The organism is Citrobacter sp. Cf072, assembly GCF_030334485.1.
Lineage (GTDB): Bacteria > Pseudomonadota > Gammaproteobacteria > Enterobacterales > Enterobacteriaceae > Citrobacter > Citrobacter freundii.
In genome coordinates this window covers 1-19,547 of sequence record NZ_JAOWDX010000013.1, presented here as the reverse complement: position 1 = coordinate 19,547, position 19,547 = coordinate 1, and the positions used below count along the sequence as shown (strand labels likewise).

Here is a 19,547-nt window from a genome sequence, read left to right as displayed (position 1 = left end):
TTTATTTCCCTCACAGGTTGATGTGACCAAATGCGTTGTTCCAGTCCTGCTCAAACTTCTCTATTGCTGACTCTACCGCAGGGGTATTGAGCATTTGTTGCGCTACGTCTAATGGTAGGGTGATTGCTTCACATCCTGTCAGCAAGCAATCCAGCGCCTGACGTGGAGTTTTAAAGCTGGCCGCCAGTACCATGCTGTTCGGTGCATGCAGTTCCAGCAATGTTTGCAGTTCCCGTACTGCGCGAATCCCGTCGCCGCCCTGCGCGTCGATACGGTTAACGTAAGGCGCGATATATTTCGCTCCTGCCAGCGCAGCCAGTAGCCCCTGAGAAGCACTGTAAACGGCGGTTCCCAGCGTGGTGATACCCTCTTTTTTTAGCATCTTGATCGCGGCCAGACCTTCGGATGTCACCGGGATTTTCACTACCAGACCGGGCACCGCATTGCTCAGGCGTTTAGCTTCTTCCACCATGCCCTGTGCGTCGCGACTCATGGTCTGGGCAAACAGAATGCCCTCTTTGCCAATGGCGTTCTGCAGGCGTGGCAGCACATCCCAGATGGATTCTTTGCTTGCTGCCACAATGCTTGGGTTGGTGGTGACGCCCGCGATAGGGAAGATGCGGGCCAGACGTTCGACTTCCGCGACGTTGGCGGTATCAAGATAAAGTTCCATACAAAAACACCCTCTACGTTTTCCGTTAGCTGCCCGTTGCCGGGTTGCTTTGCTATGCACAGGATAAGAGTGTTTCGTCACGCGGTGCTATCTGACAAATCTGTCAAAAGCTGGATAAATGTAATATGTCTATAAAAGTGAGAGATACTTCACATGTAAGTGATATGAGCTGGTATATGTTTTTTGATAATACAAAAATCCAGTAAATGTTACCTTTGTCTCCGTTTTCTGTCCCAGTATGCGATTATTACTGGTCAGTTTTTTTCTCCGTCAACTGGCTGTGATACTGCCGACGATACTCTGACGGCGAACGTTCAGTATTCTTGCGAAACAGACGGCAGAAGTAGTTGCTGTCAATAAATCCACAGGTGTGCGCCACGTCTTTGATCTTCAGCTCGTAACCCTTTAACAGCGTTTTTGCGTGTTCCAGTCGCGTGTGGTTCAGGTATTCGTTAAAACCGATAGCGCCCGTTTTTTGAAACAGGTGGGAGAGGTAATTAGGTGAAATGTAAAACGCCTGTGCGACGGATTCACGGGTGAGTGGTGAAGCGTAGCGTTCGTCAATATAGCCGCGAATGGCGTCGAAAAGCGCCTGACTACGTGATGCGGTTTGGATCTGGCTGCCGAGCAGATCGCGACAGTGGCTCAGCAAGCTCGCAACGATTAGCCTGGCCGTTTGCTGCTCCTGCGGCTGCATTTGCATCTCATGGAGCGTTTGCAGCAGAAAAGAGCCGATACGCGGTCCGCGCCGGGCGACGTGCTGGTGGGTAAGGTTTTGATATTGCTTGCCGTCCCATTGGACAACGCTGAAACCCAGTTGCTGTTTGCCGAACAGAATGCTGAGTGTCGTGACCGGTGTGACCCACTGCGGAATATTCCAGCCGCCAGCCGGAACAAACAAGACATCGCCGGGGGTAAGCACCTTATCGATGCCAGAATCCGCAAATTCACCTTCCAGCACAATTTCCAGCCGGGGAAAATCGACCTGATACGCCAGTTCCGGCGTTGTGCTATTGGTGCTGGCGAAATAAATCTGCCGCAGCGGCGTGGGGCCGTTAATCAGGCGGGAGAGAAGATGGCTGACGTCGTGATACATGTTAATCCCTTGCAGGCAGCAGACAGGGAAACAGTAACGTTGAAAACAATCGCCCTCAAGTGATTATTGCCGGATGGCGGCTAATGCCATATCCGGCCTACAAGTCTTTGCGAGCTGTAGGCCGGATAAGCGTAGCGCATCCGGCAGACGGTTATTGATTACCGATTTGATCGCCGTAAGGCAGGGAATCGTAATCTATCAGGGCATTTTTCTTGTACGGATTGCCAATCCAGCGGGTTGTCTCTTTGAACTGCGGACTGGTAATGGCGCGAGTTGGATCGAAGCCATCGTAGGTGAAGCCCGCTAAGTCAGACCATGTGTGGATAAGCTCTGAGCTGCTGTATTTACGATTCACATCCTGTGAGAAGTCGCGCGGGTGCGCGGCCTGCCATTTTTCCGAAGTCCACAACAGGAACGGCACCGTGTACATATGGCGCGTTGGGTTGTCTTCATTACGACCCTGCGTTTTGTGCGGTGGCGTATCGTAAACCTCTTCGCCATGATCGGAGAAGTACAGCAGGAAGCCGTTCGGATCGGTAGCTTTATAGTCTTTGATCAGGCTGGCAATAATATGATCGTTGTAAACATTCGCGCTGTCGTAATCGTTGTAGGCTTCCAACTCATCGTTACTCAGACCTGCGGGAACATGGTCGATATTATTGTCGAACTTACCCTGGCCATCCGGATAGCGGAATTTGTACTTAATATGCGTACCCAGCAGATGCACGATGATGAACTTTTTCGGTGCCGGGTCGGCCAGGACTTCTTTAAATGGCGCCAGCACGTTGCTGTCATATTCGCGCGCACTTTGCGTACGCTGCTGGTTCATATAGAACTGTTTATCCGTCTGCTTAGAGAACACCGTTAGCATGGTGTTGCGGGCGGTCATCGTCTGCTGATTAGTGATCCAGAAGGTTTTATAACCCGCCTGTTTCATCATGTTCATCAGGGACGGCTGAGTCAGATACAGATCCGGGTTCTTCTCGTTAGCGAAGGTCAGCGCCTGCTGCAGGATTTCAATGGTGTACGGACGGGAAGTCACGACATTATTGAATACGGTGAAGTTAGGATCGGATTTATGCAGCGCATCCAGTTCTGGCGTCGTTTCACGCGGGTAGCCATACAGGCTCATGCGGCCACGTTGCGTTGATTCGCCAATCACCAGCACCAATGTACGCGGTGCGTCACCTGAGCTGTCTTTAAAGTTAGCCAGCGGCGGCAGGGCATTGTTCTCATTCAGCAGGCTATTGAGCGAGGTCAACTGCTGACGATATTGATAATACCCGGAGATGAATTGCCACGGCGCGGCGGGCTCCATACGTGAAGCGAGCCCATCCAACGTTTTTTCAAACGGCTTATGTTTGATAAATGTGTTCACTGTCATCGGATGCAGAATCAATCCGTATAACAGTGCAAACGACACCAGATAGCGCCAGGGTGATGGAATATGTACCGGACGCAGACGTGTCCATAGCAGAATTGCCATTGCTGTATATGCCAGCGCAATTAAGACGATCTTCAGGCTGAAGTATTGACTCAGGTACTCGCTGGCTTCGTTCGCATTGGTTTCAAACATTACGTACAGAACGCTTTGCGAGAACTCTTGCCCGTAAATGACGTAATAGCTCAGAGCTGCCAGCGAGGCCGCCCATAGAATTACGCCAATGACGGCAGCAATAATGCGGATACGGTTTGGAAATAAGAATACCGGGATCAACCACAGCGAGCTGAACAGCAGGGAGTCGCGTAGGCCGGTAGATCCGCTATAGCCGCTAAAATAGATAACGGCCTGCAGTAATGAGGAAAAAAACCAAAAATAGAGGAGCGCCCAACCCAGGGCTTTCCAGCTAAAGGCGGGTTTAGACTGGAGTTGTAAGGATTGCATAATGTGAGCCTGTCTTTAATCGTAGCGCCAAGAGTAGCGACTAAACATTAAGAGGAACTGAAGCATCACGATCTCAGGATCGTGTTTTGCTGTTGTAATATTCACGTAGTGAATATGTTCAGGCGGGAATATATTGAAAATGAAGTGGTTGTAACAGCTGTTTTTACTGTCGCCTTCGTACAATAGCACGAAGGCGACAGCGGGAGGGGGCGTTAGCCTGTATTGCGCATACCGGCTGCAACACCAGCGATAGTCACCATCAGCGCTTGTTCAACGCGTGGATCCGGTTCATGGCCTTGCTCTTCGGCCTGGCGTGAGCGGTGTAACAATTCTGCCTGTAAGACGTTCAGCGGGTCAGTATAAACATTCCTTAACTGAATGGACTCGGCAATCCACGGCAGGTCGGCCATCAAATGTGAGTCGTTGGCAATCGCCAGTACGACATCGATATCTGCTGCCAGGCGTTGGCGTAGCTCTTCACCCAGCGGCCACAGCTCTTTTTTGACCAGGCGCTGATCGTAATACTCTGCCAGCCACAGGTCTGCTTTCGCGAAAACCATTTCCAGCATGCCAAGGCGTGTGGAGAAGAATGGCCAGTCGCGGCACATCGCTTCGAGTTCGCTTTGCTTACCATCTTCAACCACTTTTTGCAGCGCGGTACCAGCACCAAGCCAGGCCGGGAGCATCAGACGGTTCTGCGTCCAGGCAAAGATCCACGGTATAGCACGCAGAGACTCAACGCCGCCGGTCGGACGGCGTTTTGCCGGACGTGAACCGAGCGGCAATTTACCCAGTTCCTGCTCCGGTGTAGCTGAGCGGAAATAAGGGACAAAGTCTTTGTTTTCACGCACATATCCACGGTATAGCTCGCAGGAAATATCGGAAAGCTCATCCATGATATGACGCCAGTTATCCTTCGGTTCTGGCGGTGGTAACAGGTTGGCCTCCAGAATTGCTCCGGTATACAGCGACAGGCTGCTGATGGTCACTTCCGGCAGGCCGTACTTAAAGCGGATCATCTCCCCTTGTTCTGTCACGCGCAGACCGCCTTTCAGGCTGCCTGGTGGTTGAGAGAGCAGCGCCGCATGCGCAGGCGCGCCGCCGCGACCAATGGATCCGCCGCGACCGTGGAACAGCGTCAGTTCGATACCGGCTTTTTCGCAGGTTTTGATCAGCGCGTCCTGAGCCTGGTATTGCGCCCAGGACGCTGCCATCACGCCCGCGTCTTTTGCGGAATCAGAGTAGCCAATCATGACCATCTGTTTGCCCTGGATAAAGCCGCGGTACCAGTCGATATTCAGAAGCTGGGACATGACGTCATCGGCATTGTTGAGGTCGTCCAGCGTTTCAAATAGCGGAGCGACCGGCATAGCAAAACCAATTCCGGCTTCTTTCAGCAGCAGATGCACGGCCAGCACATCCGACGGCGTTTTCGCCATCGAGATAACATAGGCGGCAATGGAGCCATACGGGGCTTCGGCAATGACCTGACAGGTGTCGAGCACTTCACGGGTGTCATTGCTCGGCTCCCAGTTACGCGGCAGGAGCGGACGCTTGGAATTCAGTTCGCGGATCAGGAAAGCCTGTTTATCTGCTTCCGACCAGTTTTCGTAGTCGCCAATGCCCAGATAACGAGTCAGTTCGCCCAAGGCTTCAGTATGACGGGTGCTTTCCTGACGAATATCAATACGCACCAGCGGTACGCCGAAACACTTCACGCGGCGCAGGGTGTCGAGCAATTCGCCATTGGCGATGATGCCCATACCACAGGCCTGTAGAGACTGGTAGCACGCGTAAAGCGGGTCCCAGAGCTGTTCGTTTTGGGTGAGAAGTCCCGCAGGTTTCGGCAATTTCTCGCCTTTCAGACGGGCTTCAAGCCAGGCCTGGGTCGCCATCAGACGAGAACGCAGGGTTTTCATCAGATAGCGGTATGGTTCCGCTGCGCCTTCTTCACCTACCAGTGCCATCAGCTCCGGTGTAGCATCCACCATCGACAGCTCAGAAATCAGAAACTGGATGTCTTTCAGGAACAGGTCTGTCGCTTTCCAGCGGCTGAGCAATAGCACGTGACGGGTGATATCCGCCGTTACGTTCGGGTTGCCGTCACGGTCGCCGCCCATCCAGGAGGTAAATCGAACCGGGACAAAATCAACTGGCAGCTTATATCCAAGATGCTCTTCCAGTTGTTCATTCAGCTCGCGCAGGTAGTTCGGCACACCTTCCCACAGGCTGTTTTCAACAACCGCGAATCCCCATTTGGCTTCATCAACCGGGCTTGGGCGCAGTTTGCGGATTTCATCCGTATGCCAGGACTGAGCAATGAGCTGACGCAGACGGCGCATCAGTTGGTTGCGTTCATAATCGACGAGGTCTTTGTTATCAAGCTGCTTGAGGCAGGCGTTCACTTCACCCATTTTATGGATCAGCGTACGACGAGTGATCTCGGTCGGGTGGGCGGTGAGTACCAGCTCCAGAGAGAGTGATTCTACGGCTTTCTTGATGGTGGCGTCATTGAGGTTGGGCTGCTCTTTCAGTTTACGCAGAGTGCGAGCAATCACTTCCGGGTTGCTGGCTGCTTCGCCTTTTGGCGAAATGCTGTGGTGCTGCTCGGCGGTGTTGGCCAGGTTCAGGAACTGGCTAAATGCGCGGGCAACCGGCAGCAGCTCGTCGTTAGACAGATTTTGCAGTGTGGTGAGCAATTCCTGGCGATTAATTTCATTGCCAGCGCGAGATGATTTGGACAGCTTTCGAATTGTTTCTACGCGATCAAGAATGTTCTCTCCCAACGCATCCTTGATGGTCTCTCCCAGCACTTTGCCGAGCATACTGACATTACTACGCAACGCGGAATATTGTTCGTTCATATTAACCCAGACACCCCATCTATTTTGAATATGTCCTGTATCTTTCGCGCCTGACTATCACGCAAAATCTTGCGGACTTAACTTTTTAGCCGTCTTTTATAAAGCCACGTAAAACACGTGACGTCAATTGCTGCGAAATCGGTTCAGCAAACGAATAAATGCCGTGAATTTACGTTATTTAATTCACATCCAATCAAATAAGCGTTGCTTATGGAAATGTTAAAAAATCGCCCCGCTTACCACTAAGGGATTAGCGGGGTGACAAGCAGTTAATGCCAGCAGAAATGGTGCACAACCTGAGTGATTAATTCGCGGGTTGGCTTAATAAAGCGCGTTTCCAGATACTCATCCGGCTGATGCGCCTGATTAATGGAGCCTGGACCCAACACCAGCGTTGGGCAAAGCGTCTGGATAAACGGCGCTTCGGTGCAATAGTTCACCACTTCAGTCTGTGCGCCCAGCAGTTTCTCAACCACCTCTACCAGTTGATGGTCAGGTGGGCACTCATAGCCGGGAATCGGCGGATGCAGTTCCGATACGGTCAGGCGACCCGGCCAACGTTCGCTGACAGGGGCCAGCGCTTCGTTAAGTAACCCATTGAGATCGTTTAGCGTCATACCCGGTAGCGGGCGAATATCCATATGCAGTTCGCAGCAGGCGCAGATTCGGTTGGCGGCGTCACCGCCGTGGATGTGGCCCAAATTTAACGTTGGATACGGGACGGTAAAGGCATCATGGTGATAGCGCGCTTTCAGGTCATCGCGCAGATGCATGATATGGCCGATGGCATCATGCATCAGTTCAATCGCATTAACGCCACGCGCCGGATCGCTTGAATGACCCGACTGTCCCAGAATGCGTATCGCATTAGAGATATGGCCTTTGTGCGCGCGCACCGGTTGCAGGGATGTGGGTTCGCCAATGATCGCGCAGTCCGGGCGCAGAGCGGTAGTTTCAGAGAAGTAGCGAGCTCCCGCCATGCTGGTCTCTTCGTCAGCAGTGGCCAGAATGTACAGGGGTTTTTTCAGTTTCGTGACGTCGACATCACGCAACGCGTCGAGGATAAAGGCGAAGAAGCCTTTCATATCCGCCGTACCCAAACCATACAGCTTATTGTCATGCTCGGTTAGAGTGAACGGATCGCGGGTCCAGCGTCCGTCGTCAAAGGGTACGGTATCGGTATGGCCCGCCAACAACAGGCCGCCAGCGCCCTGTCCAATGCTCGCCAGCATATTGAATTTATTTCGCGTATCGGGAACCGGTTGGACCTCCACATTGAAGCCTAAATCTTTAAACCAGCCCGCCAGCAGAGTGATTAAACCTGCATTGCTTTGATCGAGCGCTTCTTCGGTGGCGCTGATCGATGGCGTGGCAATCAGAGCGCGGTAAATCTCGATAAATGGCGGTAAATTGTTTTTCATTGTTGACACACCTCGGGTCATGATAGTATCAATATTCATGCAGTATTTGTGAATAAAAATACATTAACGTTGAGCGTAATAAAACCCACCAAGTGTAAGGTGAGGTGATAAAGGCTTATACCTGGCAACAGAATCTAAGAAGGTGAGCTGCCCCGATGTTGAATACGCTGATTGTGGGCGCCAGTGGCTATGCCGGCGCAGAGCTTGTGACCTATGTAAATCGCCATCCTGAGATGACCATAACCGCTTTGACCGTCTCAGCGCAAAGCAATGATGCAGGAAAATTAATCTCCGATTTGCATCCGCAGTTGAAAGGCATTGTCGATTTACCGTTGCAGCCAATGTCAGATATCAGCGAGTTTAGCGCAGGGGTGGATGTTGTGTTCCTCGCAACGGCTCATGAGGTGAGTCATGACCTGGCTCCGCAGTTTTTGCAGGCCGGTTGCGTGGTGTTTGACCTTTCGGGCGCGTTTCGCGTAAACGACGGCACGTTCTATGAAAAATATTATGGCTTTACGCATCAGCATCCTGAGCTGCTGGAGCAGGCCGTTTATGGGCTGGCGGAGTGGAACGCGGACAAACTGAAAGAAGCGAATCTGATTGCTGTGCCAGGTTGTTACCCGACGGCGGCGCAGCTTTCGCTGAAACCGTTGATTGATGCCGGGCTGCTGGATCTCAGCCAGTGGCCGGTAATTAATGCGACCAGCGGCGTGAGCGGTGCGGGGCGTAAAGCGGCTATCTCCAACAGCTTTTGTGAGGTGAGCCTGCAGCCGTATGGCGTGTTTACCCATCGTCATCAGCCGGAAATCGCCACTCATCTGGGGACAGAAGTGATTTTCACCCCGCATCTGGGTAACTTCCCGCGCGGAATTCTGGAAACTATCACTTGCCGCCTTAAGGCGGGCGTAACCCATGCACAGGTGGCTCAGACGCTGCAACAGGCGTATGGCGATAAACCGCTGGTGCGTCTGTATGACAAAGGGGTTCCGGCACTGAAGAATGTGGTTGGATTACCGTTCTGCGATATCGGGTTTGCCGTACAGGGTGAACACCTGATCGTCGTGGCGACGGAAGACAACTTATTGAAAGGCGCGGCGGCACAGGCGATGCAGTGCGCAAATATTCGTTTTGGCTTTGCCCAAACGCAGTCTCTTATTTAGGGTGCAACAATGAATCCATTAATTATCAAGTTGGGCGGCGTTTTACTGGATAGCGAAGAGGCGCTGGAGCGCTTGTTTACCGCACTGGTGAATTATCGTGAGTCGCACCAGCGTCCGCTGGTCATTGTGCACGGTGGCGGCTGCGTGGTCGACGAGCTGATGAAGCAGCTGAATCTGCCGGTGAAAAAGAAAAATGGTCTACGCGTCACGCCTGCCGATCAAATTGACATTATTACCGGTGCCCTGGCGGGAACGGCGAATAAAACCTTGCTGGCTTGGGCGAAAAAGCATCACATCGCGTCTGTGGGTCTGTATCTTGGCGATGGCGACAGCGTAAAAGTGACGCCGCTCGATAAAGAACTGGGTCATGTTGGACTGGCGCAGCCGGGTTCGCCTAAGCTGATTAACACGCTGCTGGAAAGCGGTTTTCTGCCGGTAGTGAGCTCTATTGGCGTCACTGATGATGGGCTGCTGATGAACGTGAATGCCGATCAGGCGGCAACGGCGCTGGCGGCAACGCTGGGTGCGGATCTGATCCTGCTCTCTGATGTGAGCGGTATTCTGGATGGCAAAGGCCAGCGTATTGCCGAAATGACAGCAGCGAAAGCGGAACAGCTGATTGAACAGGGCATTATTACCGATGGCATGATCGTGAAGGTGAATGCGGCGCTGGATGCCGCGCGTACGCTGGGTCGTCCGGTGGATATCGCCTCCTGGCGTCATGCAGAGCAACTCCCGGCGCTGTTTAACGGCACGCCAATTGGTACGCGTATTCTGGCTTAACTACTAATGTGCCGGATGGCGGCTTCGCCTTATCCGGCCTACGTGGGTTTTGTAGGCCCGGTAAGCGCAGCGCCACCGGGCAAAAATATCATATTAAGGAAATTCGTTATGGCACTTTGGGGTGGGCGTTTTACACAGGCAGCAGATCAGCGGTTCAAACAGTTCAACGACTCGTTGCGTTTTGACTACCGCCTGGCAGAACAGGATATTGTTGGCTCTGTGGCCTGGTCCAAAGCGTTGGTAACGGTCGGTGTACTGACTGCTGATGAACAGCTGCGGTTGGAAGAAGCGCTGAATAATCTGCTGGAAGAGGTTCGCGCGAATCCTCAGCAGATTCTGCAAAGCGATGCCGAAGATATTCACAGTTGGGTGGAAGGTAAGCTGATTGATAAAGTCGGCCAGCTTGGTAAAAAACTGCATACCGGACGTAGCCGTAACGACCAGGTCGCGACCGATCTCAAGCTGTGGTGCAAAGACACGGTTATCGAATTACTATCGGCCAATCGTCAGTTGCAAACTGCGCTGGTGGTGACGGCGGAGAATAACCAGGACGCCGTCATGCCGGGTTACACCCACCTGCAACGTGCGCAGCCGGTGACGTTTGCTCACTGGTGTCTGGCCTATGTTGAAATGTTGGCGCGTGACGAGAGCCGCCTGCAGGATGCGCTCAAACGCCTGGACGTCAGTCCGTTAGGCTGCGGCGCGCTGGCGGGTACGGCGTATGAAATCGATCGCGAGCAGCTGGCGGGTTGGTTGGGCTTTGCCTCGGCTACGCGCAACAGTCTGGACAGCGTTTCTGACCGTGACCACGTGCTGGAGTTACTCTCAGACGCCTCTATCGGCATGGTACACCTGTCGCGTTTTGCTGAAGACCTGATTTTCTTTAACACCGGCGAAGCGGGCTTTGTCGAGCTGTCTGATCGTGTGACTTCGGGTTCATCTCTGATGCCGCAGAAGAAAAATCCGGATGCGCTGGAGCTGATCCGTGGCAAATGCGGTCGCGTGCAGGGTGCGTTGACCGGCATGATGATGACGTTAAAAGGCCTCCCGCTGGCATACAACAAAGATATGCAGGAAGACAAAGAAGGGCTGTTCGACGCGCTCGACACCTGGCTGGACTGTCTGCATATGGCCGCGCTGGTGCTGGATGGTATCCAGGTGAAACGTCCGCGTTGTCAGGAAGCGGCGCAGCAGGGCTATGCTAACGCCACTGAACTGGCGGATTATCTGGTGGCGAAAGGTGTCCCGTTCCGCGAAGCGCACCATATCGTAGGTGAAACGGTGGTCGAGGCGATTCGACAGGGCAAACCGCTGGAGGCGCTGTCGCTTGCTGACTTACAAAAGTTTAGCCAGGTGATTGGCGATGATGTTTACCCGATCCTCTCGTTGCAATCGTGCCTGGACAAGCGTGCGGCGAAAGGTGGCGTGTCACCCCAGCAGGTTGCGCAGGCGATCGACTACGCGAAGGCGCGTCTGGCATAAATTGATGGGTAATCATTCGAGCCTGGCGTCACGCCGGGCTTTTTTATGCAAAAAAAATGCGGACACAAGGTCCGCAAAAGTTCACGTTGGCTTTAGTTATTTCGAGTATGAGAGAAACTCTCAAAACGGACAGTAGCTTCAAGGGTTAAAGGGGTACCGTTCCGTTTCTGTGGTGCATTATTAAACAGAAAGCTTGATAGGGATAATCGTTCGTTGCTATGCTACCTATCGCTACGAACTATCGTGGCGATGGAGGATGAATAATGAATATTCGTGATCTTGAATACCTGGTAGCGCTAGCCGAACATCGTCACTTCCGACGAGCGGCAGACTCCTGTCACGTTAGCCAACCAACGCTGAGCGGGCAGATCCGCAAGCTGGAAGATGAGCTTGGCGTCATGTTGTTGGAGCGTACGAGTCGCAAGGTGCTGTTCACCCAGGCTGGTTTGCTGCTGGTGGATCAGGCGCGCACCGTGCTGCGCGAGGTCAAAGTGCTCAAGGAGATGGCAAGCCAACAAGGCGAGACAATGTCTGGCCCGCTGCATATTGGTTTGATCCCAACGGTGGGGCCATACCTGCTGCCGCATATTATTCCGATGTTGCACCAGACCTTCCCAAAACTGGAAATGTATCTCCATGAAGCGCAGACACATCAGCTGTTAGCGCAACTGGATAGCGGCAAGCTCGACTGCGTCATTCTGGCGCTGGTGAAAGAGAGTGAGGCGTTCATCGAAGTACCGCTATTTGATGAGCCTATGCTGCTGGCGATCTATGAAGATCATCCGTGGGCAAACCGTGACTGTGTACCGATGTCCGATCTGGCGGGTGAAAAACTGCTGATGCTGGAAGATGGCCACTGCCTGCGCGATCAGGCAATGGGCTTCTGCTTTGAAGCGGGTGCTGATGAAGATACCCATTTTCGGGCAACCAGTCTGGAAACGCTGCGTAACATGGTGGCGGCAGGAAGCGGTATTACCTTACTGCCTGCGCTGGCTGTTCCGCCGGAGCGTAAGCGTGATGGTGTCGTTTATCTGCCATGCATTAAACCCGAACCGCGTCGTACGATTGGTCTGGTGTACCGTCCTGGTTCGCCGCTGCGCAGCCGTTATGAACAGTTGGCAGAGGCCATCCGTGGATCAATGGATGGCCATTTCGACAGTGCGTTAAAACAGGCGGTTTAAGCCATTTAGCGCTGCTACCCGATAGGCTTCTGCCATGGTTGGGTAGTTAAAGGTGGTGTTAACGAAGTACTCGATAGTGTTACCACCACCTTTTTGCTCCATTATCGCTTGTCCGATGTGAATAATTTCGGCCGCGCGCTCCCCAAAGCAGTGGATCCCCAGAATCTCTTTGGTTTCGCGATGGAACAGGATCTTCAGCGTTCCGACACTCATACCCACGATTTGCGCACGTGCCAGATGCTTAAACTGGGCGCGGCCAACCTCGTATGGAACTTTCATTGCCGTGAGTTGCTGTTCGGTTTTACCAACGGAGCTGATTTCTGGAATGGTATAAATTCCGGTCGGAATATCTTCAATCAGATGCGCGGTCGCTTCGCCTTTTACCAACGCCTGGGCGGCAATGCGTCCCTGGTCGTAGGCCGCCGATGCCAGGCTCGGATAACCGATCACATCCCCTACGGCATACACATGCGGCAGCGCCGTCTGGTACATGCTATTCACTTTGAGCTGCCCACGGCTGTCGGTTTTCAGACCAATGTTTTCCAGCGCCAGCGAATCGGTATTACCGGTACGGCCATTGGCGTACAACAGGCAGTCTGCCTTCAGTTTCTTACCGGATTTCAGGTGCATGATGACGCCGTCATCGCAGCCTTCAATCTTCTCATACTCTTCGTTGTGGCGAATGACCACACCGCTGTTCCAGAAGTGGTAAGAGAGCGAGTCGGACATCTCTTGATCGAGGAATGCCAGCAGACGATCGCGGGTGTTGATTAAATCAACTTTGACGTCCATTCCACGGAAGATCGACGCATATTCACAGCCAATGACCCCCGCGCCATAAATCAGTACATGGCGGGGTTCGTGGTGCAGGCTCAGGATAGAGTCGCTGTCGTAAACCCGGGGATGCGAAAAGTCGACATCAACAGGGCGATAAGGACGCGAACCGCAGGCAATAACAAACTTATCCGCAGTCAGCGTTTCCACCGTACCGTCGTGACATTCCAGGGCGATCGTGTGTTCATCAACAAAACGGGCATTCCCCTGCAAAATTTCGCAGTGATTGCGCTCGTAAAATCCTTGCCGCATACGCGTTTGCTGATTAATAACGTTATCAGCGTGGTTGAGAATATCGGCAAAAGAAGAACGAAGGAGTCGGGAGTGGTCGCTGTACAGTGGGTTCTGATTGAATTCAATAATGCGGCTGACGGCGTGGCGGAGGGCTTTCGACGGGATGGTGCCCCAGTGGGTACAGCCTCCGCCGACGTTATGATAGCGCTCAATCACCGCGACGCGCGCTCCTTGCTTAACCAGACCCATTGCAGCGCCTTCGCCGCCGGGACCGGAACCTATTACTATTGCATCGTAATCGTAGGAATGTGACATGGTCAGGCTTACCTGTTCTTATACATAAAAGCAACAGAATAGTAACATCGTTGTCAGGATAACCCAATTATCGTTGTGCTTTTTTGCGAAGTCGAAGCACAAACTGCGCGTAAACAATCATTCACAAAGCCATGCCAACCGCCTAATCTCTGGTATAGTGCCAGCAAGGTATGTGGAAGGATTCAGACATCGTGATGGGCGTTAGAGCGCAACAAAAAGAAAAAACCCGGCGTTCGCTGGTAGAAGCCGCATTTAGTCAACTGAGCGCTGAGCGTAGTTTTGCCAGCCTCAGTTTACGCGAAGTTGCTCGTGAAGCGGGCATTGCGCCAACCTCGTTTTATCGCCATTTCCGCGATGTGGATGAACTCGGCCTGACGATGGTGGACGAAAGCGGTCTGATGCTGCGTCAATTGATGCGCCAGGCGCGCCAGCGTATCGCGAAGGGCGGGAGTGTGATCCGCACCTCGGTCTCAACATTTATGGAGTTCATCGGCAACAATCCCAACGCCTTCCGTTTATTATTGCGCGAGCGTTCGGGGACATCCGCAGCGTTTCGTGCAGCGGTCGCACGTGAAATTCAGCACTTCATTGCGGAACTTGCGGACTATCTGGAACTCGAAAACCATATGCCTCGTGCGTTTACTGAAGCGCAAGCCGAAGCCATGGTAACCATTGTTTTCAGCGCCGGGGCAGAAGCACTGGATGTTGGCGCTGAACAGCGTCGACAGCTAGAAGAGCGGCTGGTATTGCAACTGCGCATGATCGCGAAAGGCGCATTTTATTGGTACCGCCGTGAACAAGAGAAGATGACGCACCACTCCGAGTAACGAGAAGGACAAGCAATGAAACAGTCAGGTCAAGATAAAGGTACGCTGCTGCTGGCGCTGGTTGCTGGCTTATCGATCAATGGTACATTTGCGGCGCTGTTTAGCTCCATTGTGCCATTCTCCGTATTCCCGATTATTTCGCTGGTGCTGACGGTTTATTGTCTGCATCAACGCTATCAGAACCGCACCATGCCTGTGGGATTGCCGGGCCTGGCCGCCGCCTGTTTTATTCTCGGTGTTCTGCTGTACAGCACCGTGGTACGCGCTGAATATCCGGATATTGGCTCTAACTTCTTCCCGGCGGTGCTGTCGGTGATTCTGGTGTTCTGGATCGGCTTTAAAGTGCGTAACCGTAAACAGGAAATTGTGGAGTAATAGTTGTCGCTGTAGGCCGGATAAGGCAAAGCCGCTATCCGGCAATCTGAACCGGTAGTGCTTATCCGGCCTCCGTTCAGTCTTACTTCTTCGTTAACAGTACTCCGCACTCCATATGGTGCGTATATGGGAACTGATCGAATAGCGCCAGACGTGAAACATTGTGCGTCTGGCTTAACGTTTCCAGGTTCTTACACAGCGTCTCCGGATTGCAGGAGATGTACAGAATGCGCGGATACGCCTGCACCATTTTCTCCGTTTCGCTGTCCAGACCGCTGCGCGGTGGGTCAACGAAGATAGTTTCACACTGGTAACTCTTCAGATCGATTCCCTGCAAACGGTTGAACTCGCGAATGCCGTTCATCGCCTGTGTAAACTCTTCGGCCGCCATGCGGATAATTTGTACGTTATCAATATGGTTAGCCGCGATGTTGTACTGTGCAGCAGCCACGGACGGTTTGGCGATTTCAGTGGCCAGTACGCGGTTGAAGTTTTGCGCCAGGGCTAACGAGAAATTGCCATTGCCGCAATACAGCTCCAGCAGGTCGCCTTTTGAGCCCCTGGTGACATCAATCGCCCACTCTAACATCTGAATATTCATGGCGGCGTTTGGCTGGGTGAAGCTGTTCTCAACCTGGCGGTAGATAATCTCTTTACCTGCAACCGGCAAGCGTTCGTCAATGTAGTCCTGGTCCAGCTCAATTTTGGTTTTGGTAGCCCGACCAATCAAATGCACGTTCAGGTTTTGCGCCCGCAGCGCATCTCGCAGCGCTTCGGCTTCCTTACGCCATTCATCATCCAGCTTTTTATGGTACAGCATCGAAACCACCGCCTGATCGCTCAGGGTTGTGAGGTAATCAATCTGAAACAGTTTGTGGCGCAGGACGTGGTTGTTGCGAACGCCGTCGATCATTGCCGTCATTAGCGTGTTGATGAGCTCGCTGGCAGCCGGGAAGCTGTCGACGCGAATACGGTTTTTGGTCTGGCTGTCGAACATGATGTGGTACAGGTCATCACCGTCATGCCACAGGCGGAATTCGGCGCGCATACGGTAATGGCTGACCGGTGAGCGAAACACTTCCGGAGCCTGTGCATAAAATGGCGTCATTAAGCTCTGCAGACGCACTACTTTCTCAGCTAACTGGGCGTCGTACTGTTCTGTCGGAAGGTGTTCGGGGGTCATGATGCGTCCTGAAAAATAAAAGTACGCGGGGATTGTAGGGATTGCTCAACAGATGTCCAGTCATTGATGATTTCCGATAATGTGATACGCGGTCTGGACACCAGGTTGTAACAAACTGTAGCATCCGTTTTCCGGTCCTGTGAGTTAAAAGGGAATCCAGTGTAAATCTGGAGCTGACGCGCAGCGGTAAGGAAGGTAAGAGATGAGCGCACCTGGTGCAGACACTGCGGATTGCCGCGGGAAGTCATCGTCTCTTTAAGTCGCCTCCAAGCCCGAAGACCTGCCGGCTAACGTCGCATCTGGTTTTCATCATCGCGTACTATCGGTGGGACCTGCGGCATCCTTCTTAAATTGTGGATGCTTTACAATGATCAAAAAATCATTGCTGTGCACGGCGCTGTCCGTCACGGCATTTTCTGGTTGGGCACAGGACACTCGCCCGGATACTCTCGTCGTCACTGCCAACCGTTTTCAGCAGCCTGTTAATACTGTTCTTGCCCCCACCGATGTGGTCACGCGTGAAGATATTCAGCGCTGGCAGTCAAAAGATCTGAATGATGTCATGCGTCGATTGCCGGGGGTAGATATCTCGCAGACCGGTGGGATGGGGAGCAGCTCTTCTCTATATGTGCGTGGGACTGAAGCGCGTCATGTGCTGGTACTGATTGACGGTGTTCCAATGGCACGGCCAGGCATTTCCAATGGTGTTGATATTGGCCAGATTCCGGTATCGCTGGTGCAGCGGGTTGAATACATTCGCGGACCGCGTTCAGCGGTGTATGGATCTGGTGCGATCGGTGGTGTGGTTAACATCATTACGATGAGTGATGAAGAGAAATCGCAGATCAACGCAGGCATGGGTAGTAACGGTTATCAGACTTACGATGGCGCTATCAACAAGCGTTTCGGCGACACGGTGGTGACCGCTGCCGGCGCATATCAGACGACGAAAGGCTTTAACATTCAGCCCGATTCACCCTACAGCGGTGACAGCGACCGGGATGGTTACCGTAACAAGTTGTTCTGGGGCGCGGTACAGCATAAGTTCGACAATAATTTCTCCGGTTTTTTCCGTGGCTACGGCTACACCGCGAATAGCGATTATGACCAAGGGGCGTGGGGTTATCCGGGCGGTAATGACGAAGCCCAGAATTACAACCAGTCCTGGGATACGGGTTTACGGTACAACTCTGGCATTTACTCTTCTCAGTTAATTGCTAACTACCAGCGCCTGAAGGATTACAACTACAGTAACGAGCTTGGCCGCTACGCAGGAGATGCCACGCTGGATGATATGGAACAGCGTTATATCCAGTGGGGGAATAGCATTGAGGTTGGACATGGGGCGATCAACGGCGGTGTTGACTGGAAACAGGAAAAACTGACCTCCAGTAGCACGACGTTATCCGACAGCTATAAACGTGATACGACCGGGCTTTATCTGACCGGACAGCAACAAATTGACAGCGTCACGCTGGAAGCTTCGGGGCGTGAAGATCATGACGAACAATTCGGCTGGCATGGCACCTGGCAGACCGCAGCCGGCTGGGAGTTTGTTGATGGTTATCGCGCAACGCTCTCTTACGGTACTGGTTTCCTGGCACCCTCGCTGGGTCAGCAGTACGGGGCGACGCGCTTTGCCTCATCCTATGGGCCGGGTATTGCCGCCAACCCGAACCTGAAACCGGAAGAATCCAAACAGTGGGAAGCAGGAATTGATGGATTGACAGGGCCGCTTGATTGGCGTCTTTCCGCATACCACTATGAAATTCAAAACCTGATCGACTACAAGAATAACCAGTACGTCAACGTTAAATCAGCCACGATTAAGGGGCTGGAATGGACCGGAAACATTACGACTGGCCCTGTAGAACATCATCTAACGCTACAATACGTTGATCCGCGCGATGATGACACAAACAAGGTGCTCTATCGCCGTGCAAAACAGCAGGTTAAGTATGAGTTAACCGGACAGGTCCAGGATCTGGGCTGGAACGTTGCGTATCAATATATAGGTGAACGTTACGATAATGATTACGACAATAATCGTGATGTTAAATTGGGCGGCGTCAGCTTATGGGATATCGGATTATCATATCCAATCACCTCACAGCTGACAGTTCGTGGTAAAATCGCCAACCTGTTCGATAAAGATTACGAGACAGTTTATGGCTACGCAACTGCAGGACGGGAATACACCTTGTCTGGCAGCTACACCTTCTGATCCCCGTCCCACCGTGCTGGTGTTTGATTCCGGTGTCGGTGGGTTGTCGGTCTATGACGAGATCCGGCGTCTTCTGCCGGATCTCCACTATATCTACGCTTTCGACAACGTCGCCTTTCCTTATGGAGAGAAGAGCGAGGAGTTTATCGTCGAGCGTGTTGTTGAGATTGTGACTGCTGTCCAGCAGCGTTATCCCCTCTCTCTTGCGGTCATCGCATGTAATACAGCAAGCACGGTGTCGCTTCCTGCGTTACGTGAGAAGTTTGCCTTCCCGGTTGTGGGCGTGGTGCCTGCGATTAAACCGGCGGCGCGACTCACGGCGAATGGCGTAGTGGGGCTGCTGGCTACGCGTGCAACGGTGAAGCGCTCGTATACCCATGAGCTGATTGCGCGGTTTGCTAACGAATGCCAAATTGCAATGTTGGGTTCTGCTGAGCTGGTGGAACTGGCGGAAGCGAAGCTGCACGGTGAAACAGTTTCTCTGGAAGAGCTGCGGCGTATTCTGCGTCCGTGGCTGCGGATGTCGGAACCACCCGACACGGTAGTGCTCGGGTGCACTCATTTCCCTCTATTACAGGAAGAGCTTTTACAGGTCCTGCCCGAGGGGACGCGGCTGGTGGATTCTGGTGCCGCGATTGCGCGCCGCACGGCCTGGTTATTAGAACATGAAGCGCCAGATGCGAAATCAACAGATGAGAACGTTGCATTTTGTATGGCAATGACGACAGAAGCCGAACAACTATTGCCCGTGCTACAGCGCTATGGCTTTAAAACGCTCGAAAAACTGTCAGTTTAAGTTGTTTTGATGAAAAAATACGCACTCGGAAGATTATTTTAAATTTCCCCTTGTCAGCCCGAAATAACTCCCTATAATGCGCCTCCACTGACACGGAATAACGGATTACAAGCCGCCGGGTCAGCGGGGTTCCACTGAGAATCTCGTAGAGAAAAGCAAAAATAAATGCTTGACTCTGAATGAGGAAAACGTAATATACGGGACCTCGCGACAG

General features: G+C 52.7%; 15 protein-coding genes and 1 riboswitch. Of the genes, 8 read left to right on the top strand and 7 right to left on the bottom strand.

Annotated elements, in window-relative coordinates:
• Positions 1 to 10 precede the first annotated feature (10 nt).
• The 5 genes from fsa to argE all read right to left on the bottom strand — a co-directional run bounded on the left by fsa (position 11) and on the right by argE (position 7,939).
• Positions 11 to 673 (bottom strand): fructose-6-phosphate aldolase, encoded by a 663-nt coding sequence (gene fsa / locus OGX66_RS00450; protein WP_088902861.1) that lies wholly within the window; start codon positions 671 to 673, stop codon positions 11 to 13.
• A 247-nt stretch (positions 674 to 920) separates the two neighbouring features.
• Positions 921 to 1,769, bottom strand: a complete 849-nt coding sequence (locus tag OGX66_RS00445; RefSeq protein ID WP_003847839.1) for an AraC family transcriptional regulator — start codon at positions 1,767 to 1,769, stop codon at positions 921 to 923.
• Between the two features lie 151 nt (positions 1,770 to 1,920).
• Entirely contained in the window at positions 1,921 to 3,654 is a 1,734-nt protein-coding gene (locus OGX66_RS00440) for a phosphoethanolamine transferase CptA (RefSeq protein ID WP_003840540.1), read from the bottom strand.
• 212 nt (positions 3,655 to 3,866) lie between these two features.
• On the bottom strand, positions 3,867 to 6,518 hold the full coding sequence (gene ppc / locus OGX66_RS00435; protein WP_003840542.1) for a phosphoenolpyruvate carboxylase: 2,652 nt from the start codon (positions 6,516 to 6,518) through the stop codon (positions 3,867 to 3,869).
• A 269-nt stretch (positions 6,519 to 6,787) separates the two neighbouring features.
• Positions 6,788 to 7,939, bottom strand: a complete 1,152-nt coding sequence (argE, locus tag OGX66_RS00430; RefSeq protein WP_003028848.1) for an acetylornithine deacetylase — start codon at positions 7,937 to 7,939, stop codon at positions 6,788 to 6,790.
• A 155-nt stretch (positions 7,940 to 8,094) separates the two neighbouring features.
• Here argE and argC point away from each other — a divergent pair, with 155 nt between their 5' ends.
• From argC to oxyR, 4 genes are all read left to right on the top strand, one after another.
• Positions 8,095 to 9,099, top strand: coding sequence for an N-acetyl-gamma-glutamyl-phosphate reductase (gene argC / locus OGX66_RS00425; RefSeq protein WP_088902860.1), 1,005 nt, complete (start codon positions 8,095 to 8,097; stop codon positions 9,097 to 9,099).
• Positions 9,100 to 9,108: 9 nt separating this feature from the next.
• Positions 9,109 to 9,882 (top strand): acetylglutamate kinase, encoded by a 774-nt coding sequence (gene argB / locus OGX66_RS00420; protein WP_003028854.1) that lies wholly within the window; start codon positions 9,109 to 9,111, stop codon positions 9,880 to 9,882.
• Between the two features lie 108 nt (positions 9,883 to 9,990).
• Entirely contained in the window at positions 9,991 to 11,364 is a 1,374-nt protein-coding gene (gene argH / locus OGX66_RS00415; protein WP_003028856.1) for an argininosuccinate lyase, read from the top strand.
• A 263-nt stretch (positions 11,365 to 11,627) separates the two neighbouring features.
• Complete coding sequence (oxyR, locus tag OGX66_RS00410) at positions 11,628 to 12,545, top strand: DNA-binding transcriptional regulator OxyR (RefSeq protein WP_003028858.1); 918 nt, start codon at positions 11,628 to 11,630, stop codon at positions 12,543 to 12,545.
• On the opposite strand, the gene sthA is transcribed toward oxyR, so the two are convergent.
• On the bottom strand, positions 12,528 to 13,928 hold the full coding sequence (gene sthA / locus OGX66_RS00405; RefSeq protein WP_003028860.1) for a Si-specific NAD(P)(+) transhydrogenase: 1,401 nt from the start codon (positions 13,926 to 13,928) through the stop codon (positions 12,528 to 12,530). The genes oxyR and sthA overlap by 18 nt on opposite strands.
• Positions 13,929 to 14,119: 191 nt before the next feature.
• On the opposite strand from sthA, the gene fabR reads away from it, so the two are divergent.
• Entirely contained in the window at positions 14,120 to 14,755 is a 636-nt protein-coding gene (gene fabR, locus OGX66_RS00400; RefSeq protein ID WP_003028862.1) for an HTH-type transcriptional repressor FabR, read from the top strand.
• 15 nt (positions 14,756 to 14,770) lie between these two features.
• Positions 14,771 to 15,130, top strand: a complete 360-nt coding sequence (locus OGX66_RS00395; RefSeq protein ID WP_003028863.1) for a YijD family membrane protein — start codon at positions 14,771 to 14,773, stop codon at positions 15,128 to 15,130.
• A gap of 82 nt (positions 15,131 to 15,212) precedes the next feature.
• Here the strand turns inward: OGX66_RS00395 and trmA are convergent, their stop codons facing one another.
• Complete coding sequence (gene trmA, locus OGX66_RS00390; protein ID WP_049002303.1) at positions 15,213 to 16,313, bottom strand: tRNA (uridine(54)-C5)-methyltransferase TrmA; 1,101 nt, start codon at positions 16,311 to 16,313, stop codon at positions 15,213 to 15,215.
• Between the two features lie 115 nt (positions 16,314 to 16,428).
• Positions 16,429 to 16,615, top strand: a riboswitch (cobalamin riboswitch).
• Between the two features lie 65 nt (positions 16,616 to 16,680).
• Between trmA and btuB the strand changes: the two genes are divergently transcribed.
• Positions 16,681 to 18,537, top strand: coding sequence for a TonB-dependent vitamin B12 receptor BtuB (gene btuB / locus OGX66_RS00385; RefSeq protein WP_003028868.1), 1,857 nt, complete (start codon positions 16,681 to 16,683; stop codon positions 18,535 to 18,537).
• Positions 18,482 to 19,333: a glutamate racemase gene (gene murI / locus OGX66_RS00380; protein WP_003847829.1), complete on the top strand. Its 852-nt coding sequence runs from the start codon at positions 18,482 to 18,484 to the stop codon at positions 19,331 to 19,333. The genes btuB and murI overlap by 56 nt, the downstream gene beginning before the upstream one ends.
• Positions 19,334 to 19,547 lie beyond the last annotated feature (214 nt).